The organism is Paraburkholderia franconis, assembly GCF_009362735.1.
GTDB classification, from domain to species: domain Bacteria; phylum Pseudomonadota; class Gammaproteobacteria; order Burkholderiales; family Burkholderiaceae; genus Paraburkholderia; species Paraburkholderia franconis.
The window spans coordinates 39,358-58,126 of record NZ_WHNP01000047.1; the positions used below are offsets into that span (position 1 = coordinate 39,358).

The window sequence follows — 18,769 nt, forward strand, 5'->3', positions numbered from 1 at the left end:
CCGAGCCGAATAGCTCGCGTGCAAAAATACTTTGCGAGTCTTCGAATTGGCTGACAAGGGCAGATCACCATCCGCCCCCTCATATTACTCTTCGTGGCCGCCTGTTATGCGGCCCCTCGAACTCGCTTCAGCACGCCATCGAGTGCGTCTTTGTACAGTCCGTATGCACCTCGGCGAGAGAGTTCGGTGTGCATCTGCTCGTTGATGCCGCCCGGTGTCATGGATTGCGTAACCATGACTGAAAACGGTTGTCCTGTGCGGGCTGCGTCATGCGCAAGCCCGACACAGTAGCCAGACAAAAAAGCTCGCGCCGCGGAGTAGTCGAGGCCTTGCTCTACGAGCCAGGCCGCCTGGGTTTCGAGAACCGCATAGAAGCTCGCCATCGTCGCTGTCACGGCGGACAGCGCGTCAAACTTGCGTTCGTCGTCCACCTCTACGGCTTCACCCAGCGGCGAAAAGATGGCTTTCGCGACTTCATCGGCGGGGCAGATTGCGGTACTTCCCTTGCCTTCAGCGACCGCTGGCAGCGGGACTGCACGCGCGACCCTGTTCACCTGTGGGATAAGGCGATGAAGCTCGGCGATGGGAATGCCAGCAATGAAACTGACAACATGATGACGCGAGTCGAATTCGAGTTCGCCCAGAACTTCTGCGGCGATTTGCGGAACGACCGCAAGGCAAACGACATCCGAATTCTCCAATACCTCCTGGTTACTCGCACAGACGCGAATCCGTTCGTCCAGCGTCGCGAGTTCCGCAGCGGTATTCGGATTACGGGGCGACAGCGAGATCCCGTCGAATGGAACGCGGAATCTGCACATACCCGTCACGACCGCTTTCGTGATGGTCCCCGTTCCGATGAAACCTAGTCGCATGAAACCTCACTTGAGTTGGAAGTGCAGCAGTTTCGACCGCAGCCACGACAGCCAGGCCTGGCAGGCTGGGCTGTCATTGGCTTTCAATAGTCGGATAGAACCTAGTCGAGGTTCAGCCAGGTTGTCTTCAATTCGCAATACTGGTCGTGCGCATAGACGGACTTGTCCCGGCCGCCAAAGCCCGATTGCTTGAAGCCGCCGAACGGCGTCGACAGGTCGCCTTCGCCAAAGCAGTTCACCGTCACCGTACCCGCGCGGATACGTGCGGCAATCTTGTGCGCGTTATTGACGTTGTCGGTCCACAGAGATGCGGCCAGTCCATAGCAGGTATCATTGGCAATGCGGACCGCTTCGTCGATGTCAGCGTATTCGATAAAGCAGACGACCGGGCCAAAGACTTCTTCGCGAGCGATGCTCATCTCCGGCGTAACGTTATCGAAGATGGTCGGCTCAACAAACCATCCACCCGTTTCAGTGCGTGTTGCCTTGCCGCCGCACACGAGGCGCGCTCCTTCCGACTTCGCTTTCTCGATGTGAGCAAGCACCTTTTCATAGTGCTTCTCTTCAATCAGAGAGCCGAGCTTGACTTCAGGATCGAGCGGGTCGCCCGTCTTCCATCCTTCGAGCACTGCCCGAACCTTTTCGAGCAACTGTGCCTTCGAGGTTGAAGGAACCAGGATGCGCGAGCCTGCGCTGCAGTTCTCGCCCATATTCCAGAACGCTGCGGCAACCGCCTGCTCCGCGACAGCGTCGAGATTCGCGACGTCGGGCAGCACGACTTGTGGGTTCTTGCCGCCGCATTCCAGCACGACCCGCTTCAGGTTCGTGTCCGCGGAATAGCGAAGAAATCGCTTTCCCGTTTCCGTGGACCCGGTAAACGCAACGAGGTCGACGTCGGCATGCCGGCCCAATGCCTGGCCCGCGCTTTCGCCAAAGCCCGTCACGACGCTTAAGACGCCTGCGGGCACGCCAGCTTCCGCTGCCAGGTCGGCGATACGCAGCGTGGAAAGCGACGTCTGCTCGGCAGGTTTCACGATCACGCTATTGCCGACAGAAAGCGCCGGGCCGATTTTCCATGCAAGCATGAGTGCCGGAAAGTTCCAGGGAAGCACTGCGCCCACGACGCCAATCGGTTCGCGGGTAATCATGCTGACGACGCTCGCGCCCGATGGTGACAGCGCGTCGTAACGCTTGTCGGTGACTTCTGCGTGCCAGCGAATACATGCCGCCGATTCTGGAATGTCCAGTCCCATGCACTCGCTAATGGGCTTGCCAGCCTCGAGTGCTTCGAGAAGCGCCAGTTCATCGGCGTTCTCTTCGATCAGTTGTGCAAGACTCAATAGCACTGCCTTTCGCTGAGCCGGTGCTGCCTTTGACCACACACCGGACTCGAATGCATCTCTCGCCGCCACGACTGCCCGGTCGACGTCTTTCGTATCGCACTTTGCGATATCGGCCAGTACCTTTCCCGTCGACGGATTCAGGGTCTGGAATGTCTCGTTCGACGCGGCTGGACATCGTTGCCCGGCGATCAATGCTCGACCGTCGAGCGACAAGGCTTCTGCTTTCTGTTTCCATTCCTGATAGGTCGTCATGTCCTGTCCTCACAGATTTAAAGCTCGGCTCCCGCCGAAAATTCCTTCATCCAGATCGCCGCAGTGACAGCGACGTCGGCAATGGGACGAACCGGCAGCGAGCGCGGATGCGGCTGATTCAAAAGCTGACGAACGAGGTCGTTGTCGCGACCGAGCGCGTACTCGGCAATGAGCTTCCCCGACGCGGACCCTCTGCTCAGACCCAGACCATTGCATCCGACGGCTTCGAAAACACCATCGCTACGGCGCCCGAAAAGCGCCCCGTTGTTGACTGAGAGACACAGAGGGCCACCCCAGGTGTACTCGAGCTCGACGTCTTTCAGCATCGGGAAGCGCCGGTCAAACGAGCGTTGATGCAGGCTCTTCGCCTTCGCCAGATCAGCCTGCGATACTTCGAGACTGGGGCGAAACGCGAAGTGATTGCGAACGCAGATGCGGTCAGTACTCAGACGCCGTATCGTCGAGCCCATCGGGTCGGCGGGAATCAATGCCCACGACCGCGTGCCGCCCAGCCTGCGCACTTCGTCCGACGTCATCACACGGGTCATCGATGCAAATGTGTACACGGGCAACAGGCCGTTCGGATGTCCGCCGAACGTCGCCGCATAGGCATTCGTACAGCGAATCACGCGCTTCGCGACGATCTTCCCGGCGGCGAAGTTCAAGACCTTGTTTACCCGTTGGTCCTCTATTGCCTTCACTGCGCTCATCTCGAAGACCTTCACGTTTTCCGGCAGCGTTGCGGCAAGACCGCGCATGAGGGCTGCCGGCTGGACCGTGCTGCATCCTGGCGTGAAGAGTGCGCCCTCATAGAACTTCGTCCCGGTGACTTTCGCGATCGCGGCTTCGTCGAGCCATTCAAAGTCTTCGTCGATACGAGCGAGTCCTTCCGCAAAATGGGCCAGTGCCGCATGGCCCTTCTTGTTCACCGAAGCATGAAACTTGCCGTCATCCCGCCAGTCGCAGTCGATGCCGTATTGCTTCACCACTGAACGCACGTAGTCGATGCCGTGACGTTGCAGCCGGATATCGGCCTTGTCCGCTTCCACACTTCGCGAGTAGCTTTCACTGCTGATGTCGTGCGGCAAGTCGACAAAGAATCCGGAATTCCGCCCGGCTGTCGTGCGCCCTATACGGTCCGCCTCGACCAGCGCAATCGAGGCATCAGGCGCAAGTTCAGCGAGGCGTCGGGCAGCGCATAGCCCCGTAATGCCACCGCCGACGACGACCCAGTCAAATCGTCCTTCAGACGACACGGTATCGGCGGGGCGGGGCGGGGGCAGACTTTCCCACCACCCGTTCACGCCATCCGGCGCGGGAAAACGCACGAATTCCAGATTCGAGGTCATGAAAGTTACTGCGCGTTGCGCAACATAGGTTGAACCAGCGTGGCAAAGACGCTGCGCTCCTCTTCGGTGAGCGTGCCGAGCGGCGCCCGCGCGACACCGACGGGCATACCCGCCAGCTCACATCCGTATCGAACGTATTGAATGAACTTGCCGCTGCGCTCCAGCAGTTCGAGTACAGGCAGCAGTTGCGCCATCAGCTTGCGGCCGGTTTCGAAGTCATTCCGCTTCACGCATGCGTCGAAGAGCGCGGTGTGCGCTTCCGGCAAAAAGTTGGAAGCACCACCGACCCAGCTCTTCGCGCCCCACACGAAGAACTCCAGCGCCTGGTCGTCCATTCCGCAGCTCAGCACCAGCTTGTCGCGGAAGTGCGTCGCAAGGTGATGCAGATGCGAGATGTCGCCAGTACTCTCTTTCATTGCGACAAAGTTCGGCCGCTCGAGCAGTTTTTCCAGCACCGTATCGCTGATTTCCGTCCCCGTGCGGGCCGGGAAGTTGTAAAGCATGATTGGCATGTCGAGACTGTCGTCCACTTTCAGCATGTGGCTCAACAGTTCTTCCTGCGTCGGCTGCGCGTAGTACGGAGCAGCAAGCAGCAATGCAGGCAGACCGGCACGCTTCGCTTCTTGCCCAAGGCGAATGACTTCGCTCGTCGTGGTCGCATTGATGCCGGCAGTGAGATACGTCTTGCCGCCTGCCGCTTCCGCAACAGTGTTGAATGTACGGGCACGTTCGTCGAAACTCAACGCATAGTATTCGCCCGTGGTCCCGCCGACGCCAAGGCCCGCGACACGACTCGCGATATTGGCTGCGTGCTTGCCGAGCAGATCATGGTTAATCTCGCCATCTGCGTTGAATGGCGTAACCAGAGGCGTATGTACTCCCTCGAAGCTCATCGTCGTTCTCTCTTCAATAAAGGTCGCTACACGCCCTCATCAATTAGACAAGGGCATCCGCATGTGAATAAATCGGGAACTGGTTGCAAACGTCGCGCACACGGCTACGCACTGCGCGCTCGACCCGTTCGTCGCCGGCGGGCTCTCGTTCGAGTGCCGACAGCACCTCGAGAATCATCTGTCCAACCTGCTCGAACTGCTCGGTTCCGAAGCCGCGCGTCGTGCCCGCGGGTGTGCCGAGCCGGATTCCCGAAGTAACGGTCGGGTTTTCCGTGTCGAATGGAATACCGTTTTTATTGCAGGTGATACCGGCACGCTCCAGTGCCTTTTCAGCCTGCGTACCCGTCAGGCGCTTCGAGCGCAAATCGACCAGCAACAAGTGGTTATCCGTCCCTCCCGTCACCAGGCTTAGGCCGCCCGATTTCAAGACGTCGCCGAGCGCCTGCGCGTTACGCAGCACGCGGTCGATATAAGCGGTGAACTCCGGACGAAGAGCCTCGCCAAATGCAACCGCTTTGCCCGCGATGACGTGCATCAGCGGACCGCCCTGCAAGCCCGGGAACACAGCCGAGTTGATCTTCTTCGCAATGTCGCCGTTATTGGTGAGGATAAATCCGCCTCGCGGTCCGCGCAGCGTCTTGTGGGTGGTGGACGTCACCACATCGGCGAATGGGACAGGGTTCTCGTGTCTGCCCGCCGCGACAATGCCCGCGATGTGTGCCATGTCGACCATCAACATCGCGCCTACGCTATCCGCAATGTCGCGGAAAGCCGCAAAGTCCAAAGCACGCGGATAGGCTGAATACCCCGCGATGATGAGCTTCGGACGATGTTCTTCGGCGAGCCGGCGGACCTGCTCATAGTCGATGCGGTAGGTGTCGGGACTCACACCGTATTGGACGGCGTTGAACCACTTGCCGGAAAGCGCGGGACGGGCGCCATGCGTCAGGTGGCCTCCCGCATCGAGGGACATGCCCATCACCGTCTCGCCCGGCTTCACGAGCGCGAGCATCACAGCGCCGTTAGCCTGCGCGCCCGAATGAGGTTGCACGTTGGCGTATTCGGCTTCGAACAGGGCTTTGACGCGATCGATGGCGAGCGCTTCGACCCTGTCCACGTGTTCACATCCGCCGTAATAGCGCTTCGACGGATATCCCTCGGCGTACTTGTTGGTCAGCACAGTACCCTGTGCTTCCATCACTGCTGCCGAGACAATGTTTTCTGACGCAATCAATTCGATTTGCGTTTGCTGGCGGCGCAACTCCAACGCAATCTCTGATGCGATAACGGGGTCACGGCTCTGGAGGGTTTCGGCAAAAAAGCGTGAGTTCTCGTTCACGTGGTCACTCCGGATGAAATCATTTAAAGCATGTCTTGCAAGACCATCTGTTGACGCGATGCAGCGTTCGCGATTACCCGTCGGGTAACCGCGAGCTCGACTCGCCGTGAACGAGATGCGCTGCATCCATTCACGGCGAGTCCATCTTCGACTTACTGCTGCAACCAGGCCTTCACCTTGTCCGGGTGTGCGTCGACGAATTTCTTCGCTGCTGTCGCATAGTCGTTCGTGGAATTACCCTCGTACTCGATGGATTCGACGTCGGCGAGCGTCAGCTTGAAATGCTTGAAGAAAACGTCTGCGCGGGGAAACTTGCTCGCGAACTGTTTCGATGCGAAGGCGTGAACCTGTTCCTCACCACCGAGCGTGCCCTTGGGGTCCTTGAGGTAGCGCATCTGCCATTTCTGGAAGAGCCAGTGAGGGCTCCAGACAGTGGCGACAATCCATTGCTTCGACTGATAAGCGCGCGAAACGCCTGCGAGCATGCCGGCTTCGCTCGACGATTGCAGGTTGTAGCCGTTCAGGTCGTAGGCCTTGAGTGTCTTTTCGGACGCCTGCATCAGACCGCCGCCGGGCTCGATGCCCTGAATGGTGCCGTTCAGCTTGCTCTTGACGTCAGGCTTTTCCAGGTCGGAAATCGAAGCAACCTGCGACTCGGGTATGTATGCCGGCACTGCCCAACCGTTCTTGCCGCCCGTATAGATTACGCCGACGTCATCCATATCGTTCTTGTATCGCGCGTAATACGCTGCGTGAGTCACAGGCAGCCACCCGCCCACCATGATGTCCAGATCGCCTCGTGCCACGCCCTGGTACTGGATGCCAATATCGGCCTGCACGAACTGCACCGGCTGCTTGAGATTGTTCTCGAGAACGTACTTGGCGACATTGGCTACGGCCAGAACGTCTGCCCAGTTTGTGACTGCCATCTTGATCGGTTCGGCCGCGACGGCGGAGCCAACACCGACACTCATGGCAACGACCGTCGACACCGCCAGGTTCGCAACCAGCGATTTGAATAGATTGCGCTTCATATAGCACTCCTACTTGATTATCGGATTAGTTAAAAATTGACGGCCGCCGTGATGCCTACAAATTCGTCATTCAGGTTCGTGCTGCGGCACGTGGACCGGTCTTTGCCGTGCGTGCGCCGGGTTTGGCTTTCTTTGCCTTCACACCGAAACTCTCCGTCAGCCGGTCAAGCACGATGGCGAGCAACACAACACCGAGGCCGCCCTCGAAACCAATCCCGATGTCGAGGCGCTGAATGCCGCTCAACACATATTCGCCGAGACCACCGGCACCAATCATCGATGCGACCACGACCATCGAAAGCGCCATCATGATGGTCTGATTCACGCCTGCCATGATCGACGGAAGTGCATTCGGCAACTGGATCTTCCAGAGAAGCTGCGAATCGGTGCTGCCGAACGAGCGGCCTGCTTCCAGCAACTCCTCGCGCACTTGCTTGATGCCCAGCGTCGTGAGGCGCACGACGGGCGGCATCGCGAACACGATGGTCGCAATCACTGCCGGAACACGGCCCAGCCCGAACAGGATGACGGCCGGAATCAGATAGACGAATGCGGGCATCGTCTGCATGAAATCGAGCAGCGAGCGCAGCACCACCTCCACCCGTTTGTTTCGCGCGCCCCAGATGCCAAGCGGCACGCCGATGACCAGACTGAAGAACGTCGCCGCAATCACGAGCGCCAGCGTGGAGACCGTTTGTGCCCACAGGCCCATGTAGTGAATGGCCAGAAGAGCAACGCCGACGAAGGCCGAGAACACGACACCGCGTCGCCACAACGCGAACGCCATGAGGATGATGAGCATGGCAATGAACGGAATGGACGCCAGCCCATCCTCCAGCAGCTTGACTACCGCACCCAGTGCGGCAGAGAAGGCGTCGAAGCCGCCGCGAAAATGCTGAAAGAGAAAATTGACTGCATTTTCCGCAAACTTTCCGATGACTGACGAATTCATGCTGCTCTCCGCTCCATAACCTGCTTGAGTATCGTCCGGCAGGACACTACGCCTGCGAGTTGTCCGGCTGTATCAGTGACGGGGACATCGTGTTCCTGGCTCAACGCGATGGCAGCCAGCTCGTGCAAATCCGCATCCAGCGAAACGGCATTCACGTCATGGAGCAACGCGTCCCGGACAGGGTGCGTGCCCGCCTTGTGCAGCGATGCGGGCGTGACACAGCCTTGATACCGACCTGCGTCGTCGCACACATAGCCGCACTCGACGCCGCTATCGATAAGCTGATTGAGGTAGCGTTCAGCAGATGTGCCGATGTCACAGGAAATCAGCCCACGGTCGACTTGCGTCATGAGACTCGAAGCTTTGAGAAACCGCGAAACGTCGACGTTGCGGAAGAAGTCCCGCACGTACGAATCGGCAGGCGACTGGATAAGCTCGGCAGGTGTGCCGACCTGAATCAGGCAGCCATCTTTCATGATGCCGATCCGGCCGCCGATCTTGATGGCTTCTTCGATATCGTGCGAAATGAAGACGATGGTCCGCTGCTCTTCCTTCTGAAGCCGCAAAAGCTCGTTCTGCATTTCGAACCGGATCAGCGGGTCCAGTGCCGAGAACGCCTCGTCCATCAGAAGCACCGAAGGGTTCACTGCAAGCGCGCGCGCAAGGCCGACACGCTGCTGCATGCCGCCAGACAATTCGCTGGGGAGCAGCTTTTCGTACGAGCCCAGACCGACTCGCGTCAGCGCGGAACGTGCGATGTCGTATCGCTCCGTCTTCTTCAGGCCAGCGACCTCCAGTCCATACGCGATGTTGTCGAGCACCGTGCGGTTCGGCAGAAGCGCAAACGACTGGAACACCATCGCCATCTTCTTGCGGCGGACTTCGCGCAGTTCCGTTGTGGACATGGGGGCGATGTCGCGGCCTTCGAGAACGACCTGGCCGGAAGTGGGTTCGATCAGGCGATTGAGCAGTCGAACCAGCGTCGACTTGCCTGAACCCGAGAGGCCCATGACGACGAAGATCTCACCCGCCTTGACGCTGAGACTGACGTCATTGACGGCCACCATGTTGCCGGTCTGATCGAAAATTTCATTCCGTCCGAGGCCTTGCTTTACGAGCTCAGCGGCGCGCTCGGGTTTTGGTCCGAAGATCTTCGACAGGTTCCGGACCGTGAGGATATCGGTCCCGGAGACCGCGATGGATTTCGCTACCGGGGAAACATCTTCCGCCTGGATTGCGCCCGGATGGAGCACGCCTTCCGGCGCGAATGTCAGGTTTGGGGCCATTCTGTCATCCCAACTGGCAAGTTCAAGAAATCGAAGCGCGCGACCTGTAGCCTTCACAAACACTGCACCTAAAGGCATCGTTTGCTCTCGCCGGATACTCTCGACCAGTTTCATCTCGAAGCTGTGGGTGTATCGGCAGGAGGCAAACGTCGCGAAGCACTTAAGTCAAACAAGTCACTATTCCGCGCACAAAATGCAGAACATTCGTGCGCCGGACGTCGCGCTAGTCGGTGGTTAATGCATGGATTGCAGCGTACCAAGCCAAATTGACTCATCCAGCTACATTTTCTGGGCACTTTCCCATACCTTTGGTAATGCAAAGCGCTTCTGTAGTGCTTGTAGAAAAGAGATGGCGAAAACGAATTTCGCGCACAGCCAGTCTGGCTGCGGATTTGCGGGCGACTGCACGCATCGGGGGCGATCTTTCGCCCCTTCAGCTCTCACGCAATCGAAGCCGCAGCATAGGGAATGTCCTAGGTAGGGTCTACGAGAACACTTCTCGCGGCCCGCATGCGATGCGTCTCTGCATGGCCGAGACAATGCAACGGGCGAGATCAACACGCTGGCGATGCCGCTACTCGGCCACTGGCAGCGCACGAGCTTGCTGCAATGACCGCGCCCTAACGCAAGCAACCGCCGTCACAACGCACATCGCGAACGTGCAACACGCAACTTGGGGTGGGTAGCGGTTTCTATCTCTGGTGGCAGAGGCGCGATCCGATGCGCTGGCCGATCGAACGCACGAAGGCTGCGATGAAACTCGTATGTTCGAACATCTCGCCCCCCAGCAGCTTTTACGCTGGCTCAAACGGAAATACCAGCACCAGCGAACCACGCAACCGATGGCTAGGGACAGAAAGCAATGACCGTAGTAAAGATAAAGCCATTTCGATTTCCTTATCCCGCGATCTTGCCCAAAATCTAATCAATTTGAAGATGCTTCGCATTGACATTGAATGCCGCGGCTAATTAATCTGCAATGCCCGTGTCATCGGCGGCCATAAAAAGAGAGCCTGTGCTTTTATGACAGCGTCACATTTCCGGTCGACTGCTGTCGCCCGCAATGCACCCGGTTCAAGACGAAGGCGCCGCACGCAATGCTCGATCTCGCTCCGCTACCGACGAGCGCGCGCTTCTCGTGCGTGCGATGGAGCAGTTGCTAATGATGCCGCGCATCGCCGCGTACCTGGCGGCGCAACGCGATCGGCAAAAAGTCGCCGTACGACATCACGCTGAACCGCATCGCGAGAAAAAAATACGCAACGCATCCACGCGCGACACACATTGTTCTCGTGAGGCACACGTGCGTTAGCGGCCATCTCGCGATTGGGCACCGTTCCTTTACCAATCGACTTTTCGAAATAGCGAATAACAAATTGCTTACACAACGACTTATTCCACGTTCTTTATCGGCAACGCGTTTTGATTCATGTCTCTGACACGCGCAAACGATAAATTCTGCTGGCTGAGGGAAAAAAACACTTCAGCACGAACAGCTCCAATTTCAGATCAGGGGTAACAGAACAGATCTCGCAGGTTCGGTTCAGGAGCAAATATTTCAATTCTGATTGTCTTCTGGAGATAGGAAAATGAAAAAACGAAGCCTGATTCAGTCTGGTATTGCATTAGGATTACTGACTGGCTCAATACTCGTCCCCCCGCTTCATGCAGTAGCAGCACCTCAAAGCAACATGGAACTGCTGCCGACCGGGCAGTTCATCTCCCCGAAAGCAATTCCGGGCGCAGTGCAGCAGTTGTTGAGCCCGCAACTTTCGGCCAAGCCGAGCCAGGTGGTCAGCGGCGCCATCAAGTCGCAGCTCAGCCCGGACGGCAACACGCTGGCAGTGATCACCGCTGGCTACAACACGGTCTACACGGGCGCTAACAACGGCACGTTGGACAAGGCCGATTCGACGCAGTACATCTTCATCTACGACGTGTCGGGCGCGAACAAGGCGAACCCGAAGCTGGTGCAAGCGATTCACCAGAACAACGCGTTCGATGGTCTCGCGTGGAACGGCAACCAGACCCTGTACGGCACGGGCGGCGCCGACGACAAGGTCTATGTGTACAGCCGCGCTTCGGCTGCGCCTTCGGCCCAATGGGCCCAGTCCGCGGCCATCGCGCTGAACCACTCGAAGGGTATCGGTTCGGGCGTGAAGCCGAACGCCGGCGGCCTCGCAGTCTCCGCTGACGGCCGGACGCTCGTCGTAGCCAACAACTACAACGATTCGATCTCCATCATCGACACGGCCTCGAACACGCTCACGTCGGAATACGACCTGCGTCCGTTCAACACGTCGGGCCAGCAAGGCGCTGCCGGTGGCGAATATCCCTGGGCGGTTTCGCTGAAGGCCGACGGCACCGCGTTCATCTCGTCGGTGCGTGACCGTGAAGTCGTGGTGCTGAACCTGTCGAATCCGGCTGCGCCGCAATTCGTCACGCGCATCCCGGTCAAGGGCAACGCCTATGGCATGACCCTCTCGCCTGATCAGTCGAAGCTCTACGTCGCCGTGTCGAACGCCGACCAGATCGCCGTCATCGATACCGCCAGCCACAGGGTCGAGAAGACAATCGACATCGCCAGCCAGAACGGCGACGGAAACGACCAGGGCAGCGGCAACAACAAGAAGTACAGCGGCCGCGATACGGTCAACGTGACCGTTTCGAAGGACGGCAAGACGCTGTATGCCGTCAACAACGGCGACAACTCGATCGCGGTGATCTCGCTCGACGGCAACAACGGCTATCACGTCAACGGCCTGATCCCGACGGCGTATGCGCCGAAGGACATCACGCTGAGCGCCGATGGCTCGCAGATGTACATCATCAACGGCAAGTCGAACACCGGCCCGAACCCGCTCTATACGTCCGGCACGACGGCCCAGTACCAGTTCGGCCTCGAGCAGAGCAGCCTCGTCAGCGCCCCCGTCCCGTCGGGCGATTCGCTCGACCGTCTGACCAGCCAGGTGAACGAAAACAATCACTATTCGGTGAAGGTGTCGGATAGCGATCGCGAGACGATGAACTTCCTGCGCGCTCACATCAGGCACGTGATCTACGTCGTGAAGGAGAACCGTACGTTCGACCAGATCCTCGGCGATCTCGGCAACGGCTCGAACGGCGATCCGTCGCTGACGATGTACGGCAAGGCCACCACGCCGAACTTCCACAACATCTCGAACACCTTTGTCACGCTCGACAACTTCACCGACCCGGGCGACGGTTCGATGGACGGCTGGTCTTGGGTGCAGCACGCGCACGTCACGCCGACCGAGGAAGTTTCGCAACAGGAGAACTACGCTGGCGTCACCCGTGGCATGTCGTATGAATCCGAAGGCAGCAACCGCGGTGTGCCCGTCGGCCTCGCGACAACCGCGATGCGCGACGCGGCGGTGAACGGTAATTTCACCAGCGCGACGTCGTCGCTGCCGGGCGGCACGGCCAACGCGCTGCCGGGCATCGCCGATGTGACCGTGCCGGATGCGCCGTTCGGCTATCAGAAGGCGAGCATCTACGACGCGGTTCTGCAGGCAGGCGGTTCGGTCCGCAACTACGGCGGCATGGTCAACAACGTCGGCACGATCGGCACGATCGCCAACCCGCTGCTCAACCCGGCCGGTGCCAACAACGTCCAGGCTCATCCGCTCAAGCCGTCGCTCGTGAACCTGACGGACCAGTACTACCGCGGCTTCGATCAGGCCTATCCGGACACGTTCCGCGAACTCGAATGGAACCGCGAGTTCCAGCAGTACGTCGCGATCGGCCAGCTCCCGTCGTTTGAGTTCGTCCGCATGGGTTCCGATCACACGGGCAGCTTTGCGCAGAACGTCGGCCAGATGGGTTCGGCCGAGCAGGAAGAAGCGGATAACGACTTCGCAGTCGGCAAGCTGGTCGAGACGGTCGCGCACAGCCCGTACGCGAAGGACACGGTGATCGTGGTGATCGAGGACGACTCGCAAGCCGGTTCGGATCACGTCGACTCGCACCGCTCGACGGCTTACGTCGTCGGCGCGTACGTGAAGAAGCACGCCATCGTCAGCACCGCCTACAGCCAGGTCAACGCGCTCCGTACCATGGAAGATCTGCTCGGTACCCAGCACATGGACCTGAACACGGCGTACGCCAAGCCGATGGCCGACCTGTTCGACACGAAGTCGGACGGCTCGTGGACCTACACGGCCGTTGCTTCGACGATCCTGAAGGGCACGAACGTGGGCAACGTCGCGAGCAGCACCGACGGCAACCAGTTTGCCCAGGGCGAGGACATTCATCCGCTGCATGACGCGACGTACTGGGCGAACGCGACGAAGGACTTCGACTTCTCCAGGGAAGATCGTATTCCGCCGGAGCTGTTCAACCGTGTGCAGTGGAAGGGTGTGATGGGTGACAAGCCGTATCCCGTGCCGCACTCGATCTACTCGAAGGTCGCGGCCGACGGCTCGAAGACGGTCGCTTCTGTCGACGACGACGACGATTGAGCAAGTAGTCGCGTCGTTCTGTTCGAGCGCATCGGGCAGGCTCGCGTGGCCTGATGCGCGTGATGCGCAGTAGTCAGCGACGGCGGGTGGCTGTCTCCCAAAGGACGGCCGCCCGCCGGGTTTTCCCTATCCGCACACGACAATAACCAGCACAGCGTGATGCCAGCAAACGTCCCCCGATCAAGAACCGCAATTGCCGTATCGGCGCTATTTGCCGCTTTCTCATTCGCCCACGTAGCGAAAGCTCAACAAACACCACAAGCTCAACAAGGGCAGCCTCAGCAGGCACAAGCTCAACAGACGCAAGCCGTGCAGCTGCAACCCGCGGGCTCGCTCGGCGAGGTCTCCGTCAACGCCGCGACGACCGCGAGCGCGCCCGACCACAACGTCAACGACCCGTACCAGGTGCCGGGCATCAGCAAGACGGGCACCGCGCTCGGCGATCTGCCGATGAGCGTGGAGGTCATTCCGCGCGGCATTCTCGACGAGCAAGGCGTCACGTCGTTGCAGGAAGCAATCCGTAAAGGCAACGTGTCCGGCGTGAACTATGGCGGCACCGATTCGAAAGGCTTCACCGATCACTTCATGATCCGCGGCCTGCAGGCGCAGACCTATGACGACGGCTTCTCGGACGGCGACCAGGTCAACGGCCCGACGCATTCGCTGCTGGGCGTCGAGCGCATTGAAGTGCTCAAGGGACCCGGGTCGGCGCTGCTCGGCAGCGGCCCTCCGGGCGGCTCGATAAACCTGATCCACTACACGCCGTCGGCGCAGTTCCACTGGGGCGGCGATATCCAGGCCGGCTCGTTCGGCACCGTCAACGCCAGTGGCTACGTCACCGGTCCAACCGGCATCGACGGACTGAACTATCGCGTCGACGCTGCCGCCGGCCGCTCCGATGGCTACCGCGACCTGGCATCGTGGAACAAGGAAATCCGTCCCGATCTGCAATGGAAGATCGGCGATCACAAGATCGAATTTTCGATCGACGCGCAGGACTACATGGCAACGCCCGACTCATACGGGATCATCTATCACAATGGGGCGCCGATCCATAATGTTCCGTTCGACGCCAAGTATTCGACGCCGTTCGCGAACGCGCACGGCAACTACGTACGCGCCACGCTCACGGACGAGTGGCGCATCAGCGACTATCTGACGATCAACAATCGTCTGTCGTACATGCATCACACGCTGGACTTCTACAGCAACGGCGACAGCACACACGCGAAGATCAAGGGCAACACATTTACCGGCCGCCAGCTGCGCGATCAGAACGATTCGCTCAACACGCTCGACTATCAGCTGGAGCCGGTCTGGAAATTCTCGACGGGCAGCATCCACCATACGCTGCTGACGGGCTTCGAATACCTGCATCAGGATCTCAACACCGACAAGACGACAGCAGACCTGCCGGACATCAGCGACATCTTCGCGCCCGTGCCGCTGGAAACCTCCATCGCAAGCCTGCACTTCCAGTGCGCGCCGTCTCACTCGTGCCAGAACGATCATGTGACCGCGAACTTCTACAGCCTTTACGCGACCGATCAGGTGGAAGTGACGGACAAGTTCAAGATTCGCGCGGGCGTTCGCAAGGACTGGTTCGGTACGTCGCTGACGCTGAACCCACGCCCGGGCGAGCCGAACCGTACCGCCAACGACGGCATCACCCTCGTTCAGGGCAATACGTATACGCGCAACGATGCGCCGACCAGCTGGAACGCCGGTGTGCTGTACAAGGTCACGCCCTGGATGACACCGTATTTCGGCGTATCACGCAGCTACCTCGCGAATTTCAACTCCGAGAACGACGCGTTTTCCATCGGCCCGCCGGAATCGGCGCTGCAATACGAGCTAGGCGTGAAGTGGTCGCTCGACGACGGGCGCTACGTGCTCAACACCGCGCTGTTCGACGTGAAGCGGGAACACGTGGCGACTCCATTCGGCGACGATCAGATCGCATTCGATTCGCAGCGCACGCGCGGCGCCGAGGCCTCGCTCGACGCGGATCTCACGCCGAACTGGCACGTGTACGCGAATTTCACCGCGCAGCACGCGCGTGTCACTTATAGCCCGGACACGCCTGGCGCGGTCGGTACCGTCCCGCAGGGCGTGCCCGCGTATATGGCGAACCTGTGGACGACGTACCGTTTCAGCCTCTTCGGCAGGGCGGGCTTTCATGCGGGTGCGGGCATCAATTACATGAGCCGGATGTCGAACGGCTTCGCCAACGGCTACGACTGGGCGCCTGCCTCTCTGATCGAGAACCTGCAGTTCGGTTACGCGGAGCGTCACTGGGGAGTCGATCTGAACATCGACAACGTCACCAACCAGCGCTACTACATCGCCAGCAACGTGGTCGGCGCCTATCTCGGCGCGCCGGTGGCCGCCTACGTTACCCTGCGAGCGGATTTTTGAGGAGGATCGATCATGTCGACGGACATCCTGTTTCGCGTCGCCCATCATTCGGGCGGCGTGCTGTATGTGATCGCCGTGCTGCTGTTCGTCTCGCTGACCGTCGTCATCGAGCGGCTGTGGTTCCTGCATCGGGTCGCGCGCGACGCGCACGCGGCGCTTGCCGAACTGGACCATCACAAGTCCTTGAACGCGAGCGCGCTCGCGGCCTGGGCCCAACGGCACGACGGCCTGCCGACGGGCAGCGTGATCGCAACCGCCAGCCGGCTCGCCGGACGCGCCGATCGCGACACACTCGCCGCGAGCCTCGAAGAAGCCGTGATGCGCGAAGCTCCGCGTATCGACCGCTTTCTGTGGGTGCTCGATACCGCCGTCACACTGGCGCCGCTGCTCGGGCTGTTCGGCACGATCATCGGCATGTTCGACGCGTTTCAGGTGCTGTCGAATCCGGGCAACGCGCCGACTCAGGTGACGGGCGGCGTCGCCGAGGCGCTGATCGCGACCGCGTCGGGCCTCTTCGTCGCGATGATCGGGCTCGTGTTCTTCAACGGCCTGCACAACCGCGTGCGAGTCGTCGTTCATCAACTCGATACGCTGAAGACCGCGCTCGTCAATCGACTGACGAGCGACATCGCCGATGCCCAGGTCGCGCGGGAAACAGAAACCGAAATCCGGCGCGGGGTGGTCAGCGCGCTCGCGCGGCAGGGAGCATGACGTGAAGTACTTTGAGGCGCGCAAGGCGCGCATCGAGATCATTCCGATGATCGACATCATGTTCTTCATGCTGGTGTTTTTCATCATGATCACACTGCACATGATTCCGAACGCGGGCCTGCGCACGCAACTGCCGTCGAGTGCGAGCGCGCAGAGCCTGCCGCCGCCGAAAGTGACGGTGACGCTCGCAACTGACGGCAGCGTGTCGGTCGACGGCCGCACGCTCAGCACGGCGGACCTGACCACGTTGCTCATGAAGCGCCCCGATCCGGCGCATACGGTCGTGACCATCGCGGGCGCGAAGGACGTGCAGTTGCAGAAGCTCATGAGCGTGATGGACGCGTGCCGCGCGGCCGGCGTTACGCAGGTATCGCTCGCCGCGCACCCGGGAAAGGTGGACTGACATGTCGTCGATGCCCACTGTCGCGCAGCGTGCGCCGCATGCCGGCACCGGCACGCGCAAGCCGCTCTATGTGTCGGCTGCGCTCGCGATGGCCGTCGAGGTGCTGCTGCTCGCGGGCGTCGGTGCGTGGCTGATTCGTCCGCACGTCTCTGCGCCGAAACGGCCCGAGCCGATGACGATCACGTTGGCGCCGCCTGCGGTCGCGGCGTCGAAGACCGCGCCCATTCCGGCGCCCGTCCCCGCGCCCATTGCCGCGCGCGAAGTGTCGAAGCCGGTGCCGAAACCGGCCGTGCCTCCGCCTCGCGCTCCAGTGGCGCATCAAGCGCGCGTCGCGCACGCGACGCCGCCGCAACCGCAGCCGGTTGTGCCACCGCCCGCGCCCGCGCCCACGCCTGCGCCTGCGCCCACGCCCACGCCTGCGCCGAACACCGAGCCCGCACAAAGCGCCGCGCCAACGGAACCCGCGCCCGCACCGCGTCCCACCCCCGCTCCGGCCCGCCCCGACGCGAGTTTCGAGGCCGCGCTGCGCGCCGCGATCCAGGCGGCGCTGCGCTATCCGGAATCGGCTCGCATGGAAGGGACGACCGGGCGCACGCTCGTCGCGTTCGTCTATCGCGACAGCGCGGTGTCCGACATCCACGTCGTGACGTCCAGCGGCACGGGCCTGCTCGACCGTGCCGCGCTCGCGGCTGTGCGCGACGCCGCATGCCCGCCTCCGCCACATGGGCTCGAGGGCAAGAGCCTGCCCGAACAGCTATGGGTCGACTTCACGCTCGACGGCAAGGGATAGCGCATTGCCAGTCCATCGAACCGATAACACTACAGCGGTCGTCCACTGTGCATGATCGTCGGCGGATCACAACGTCGGCTTCGACATCCTATGCATGAGAAGAATTCGAATGGCATTGCGTCGCGTGACGACAGCGCTGCCGACAAGCCGCGTCGAACCATTGCTGATTCTGACTGGCGATGGGTGGCGTGCTGCTGGTGATCGTGCTCGCCGTGATGCTGCCGATCATCGAGCTGAACAACCTGGTGCAGTGACGGCGGGTGTCACGCGGCCAAAGCATCGCAGGCCGCGCCGCCGCGTTGACGACAGCACGGCGCGCTGCATCTTCATCGTGCCGCCGCAAGCAGTGGAATAGATCAGCGCACGTAAATGGTCGGGCCGGGCGCGTTCGCGGGCAGGAACACTTCAGAGCGCACGCCGTTGCGATCGATGATGATCGAGCGCGCGCGCACCTCGGCGAGCTTCGCGCCCTGCATGATCGTGCTGCCGAGCGAGACGGCATGCGGCGGCTCGCCGCCCGTGCTGACGATCGCCGCGGCGCCCTCGCCCAGCGCGAGAATGCCCGACAGGTGGATGTCCTGGTTCGCGGTGCGCGTGAGCTGGCCGCCGAACAGCGTCGCCGCCTGCTCCGTCGAAACAGGCG

The 18,769-nt window shown here is 60.7% G+C and carries 14 protein-coding genes; 5 read left to right on the forward strand and 9 right to left on the reverse strand.

All coding sequences use genetic code 11. The features are described from left to right. Positions 1 to 104 precede the first annotated feature (104 nt). From GCT13_RS33465 to GCT13_RS33500, 8 genes are all read right to left on the reverse strand, one after another. Positions 105 to 875 (reverse strand): pyrroline-5-carboxylate reductase, encoded by a 771-nt coding sequence (locus GCT13_RS33465; RefSeq protein WP_152765709.1) that lies wholly within the window; start codon positions 873 to 875, stop codon positions 105 to 107. A 101-nt stretch (positions 876 to 976) separates the two neighbouring features. Further along, on the reverse strand, positions 977 to 2,470 hold the full coding sequence (locus tag GCT13_RS33470; protein WP_152765712.1) for an aldehyde dehydrogenase: 1,494 nt from the start codon (positions 2,468 to 2,470) through the stop codon (positions 977 to 979). Positions 2,471 to 2,487: 17 nt separating this feature from the next. After that, the gene (locus GCT13_RS33475; protein WP_152765716.1) at positions 2,488 to 3,819 is read right to left on the reverse strand and encodes an NAD(P)/FAD-dependent oxidoreductase; all 1,332 of its coding nucleotides are present in this window, start codon (positions 3,817 to 3,819) and stop codon (positions 2,488 to 2,490) included. 5 nt (positions 3,820 to 3,824) lie between these two features. Continuing rightward, on the reverse strand, positions 3,825 to 4,712 hold the full coding sequence (locus GCT13_RS33480) for a dihydrodipicolinate synthase family protein (RefSeq protein WP_152765719.1): 888 nt from the start codon (positions 4,710 to 4,712) through the stop codon (positions 3,825 to 3,827). 43 nt (positions 4,713 to 4,755) lie between these two features. After that, positions 4,756 to 6,051: a serine hydroxymethyltransferase gene (glyA, locus tag GCT13_RS33485; RefSeq protein WP_321574793.1), complete on the reverse strand. Its 1,296-nt coding sequence runs from the start codon at positions 6,049 to 6,051 to the stop codon at positions 4,756 to 4,758. 152 nt (positions 6,052 to 6,203) lie between these two features. Next, positions 6,204 to 7,085: a glycine betaine ABC transporter substrate-binding protein gene (locus GCT13_RS33490; RefSeq protein ID WP_152765722.1), complete on the reverse strand. Its 882-nt coding sequence runs from the start codon at positions 7,083 to 7,085 to the stop codon at positions 6,204 to 6,206. A 70-nt stretch (positions 7,086 to 7,155) separates the two neighbouring features. After that, positions 7,156 to 8,037, reverse strand: coding sequence for an ABC transporter permease (locus tag GCT13_RS33495; RefSeq protein WP_152765725.1), 882 nt, complete (start codon positions 8,035 to 8,037; stop codon positions 7,156 to 7,158). Further along, entirely contained in the window at positions 8,034 to 9,323 is a 1,290-nt protein-coding gene (locus GCT13_RS33500; protein ID WP_152765760.1) for a quaternary amine ABC transporter ATP-binding protein, read from the reverse strand. The genes GCT13_RS33495 and GCT13_RS33500 overlap by 4 nt, the downstream gene beginning before the upstream one ends. Before the next feature lie 1,691 nt (positions 9,324 to 11,014). Here GCT13_RS33500 and GCT13_RS33505 point away from each other — a divergent pair. From GCT13_RS33505 to GCT13_RS33525, 5 genes are all read left to right on the forward strand, one after another. Next, positions 11,015 to 13,804 carry a bifunctional YncE family protein/alkaline phosphatase family protein gene (locus GCT13_RS33505; RefSeq protein ID WP_227747136.1) on the forward strand — a complete coding sequence of 930 codons (2,790 nt, stop codon included), beginning with the start codon at positions 11,015 to 11,017 and terminating at the stop codon, positions 13,802 to 13,804. 309 nt (positions 13,805 to 14,113) lie between these two features. Continuing rightward, on the forward strand, positions 14,114 to 16,222 hold the full coding sequence (locus tag GCT13_RS33510; protein WP_321574790.1) for a TonB-dependent receptor: 2,109 nt from the start codon (positions 14,114 to 14,116) through the stop codon (positions 16,220 to 16,222). Positions 16,223 to 16,234: 12 nt separating this feature from the next. Next, positions 16,235 to 16,933 (forward strand): MotA/TolQ/ExbB proton channel family protein, encoded by a 699-nt coding sequence (locus GCT13_RS33515; RefSeq protein WP_152765731.1) that lies wholly within the window; start codon positions 16,235 to 16,237, stop codon positions 16,931 to 16,933. A 1-nt stretch (position 16,934) separates the two neighbouring features. Continuing rightward, the gene (locus GCT13_RS33520; protein WP_321574791.1) at positions 16,935 to 17,336 is read left to right on the forward strand and encodes an ExbD/TolR family protein; all 402 of its coding nucleotides are present in this window, start codon (positions 16,935 to 16,937) and stop codon (positions 17,334 to 17,336) included. 1 nt (position 17,337) lies between these two features. Further along, positions 17,338 to 18,126 carry a TonB family protein gene (locus GCT13_RS33525; protein ID WP_152765736.1) on the forward strand — a complete coding sequence of 263 codons (789 nt, stop codon included), beginning with the start codon at positions 17,338 to 17,340 and terminating at the stop codon, positions 18,124 to 18,126. A 356-nt stretch (positions 18,127 to 18,482) separates the two neighbouring features. Here the strand turns inward: GCT13_RS33525 and GCT13_RS33530 are convergent. Continuing rightward, a partial coding sequence (locus GCT13_RS33530) for a type II secretion system protein N (protein WP_152765738.1) occupies positions 18,483 to 18,769 on the reverse strand: 287 nt, incomplete at its 5' end.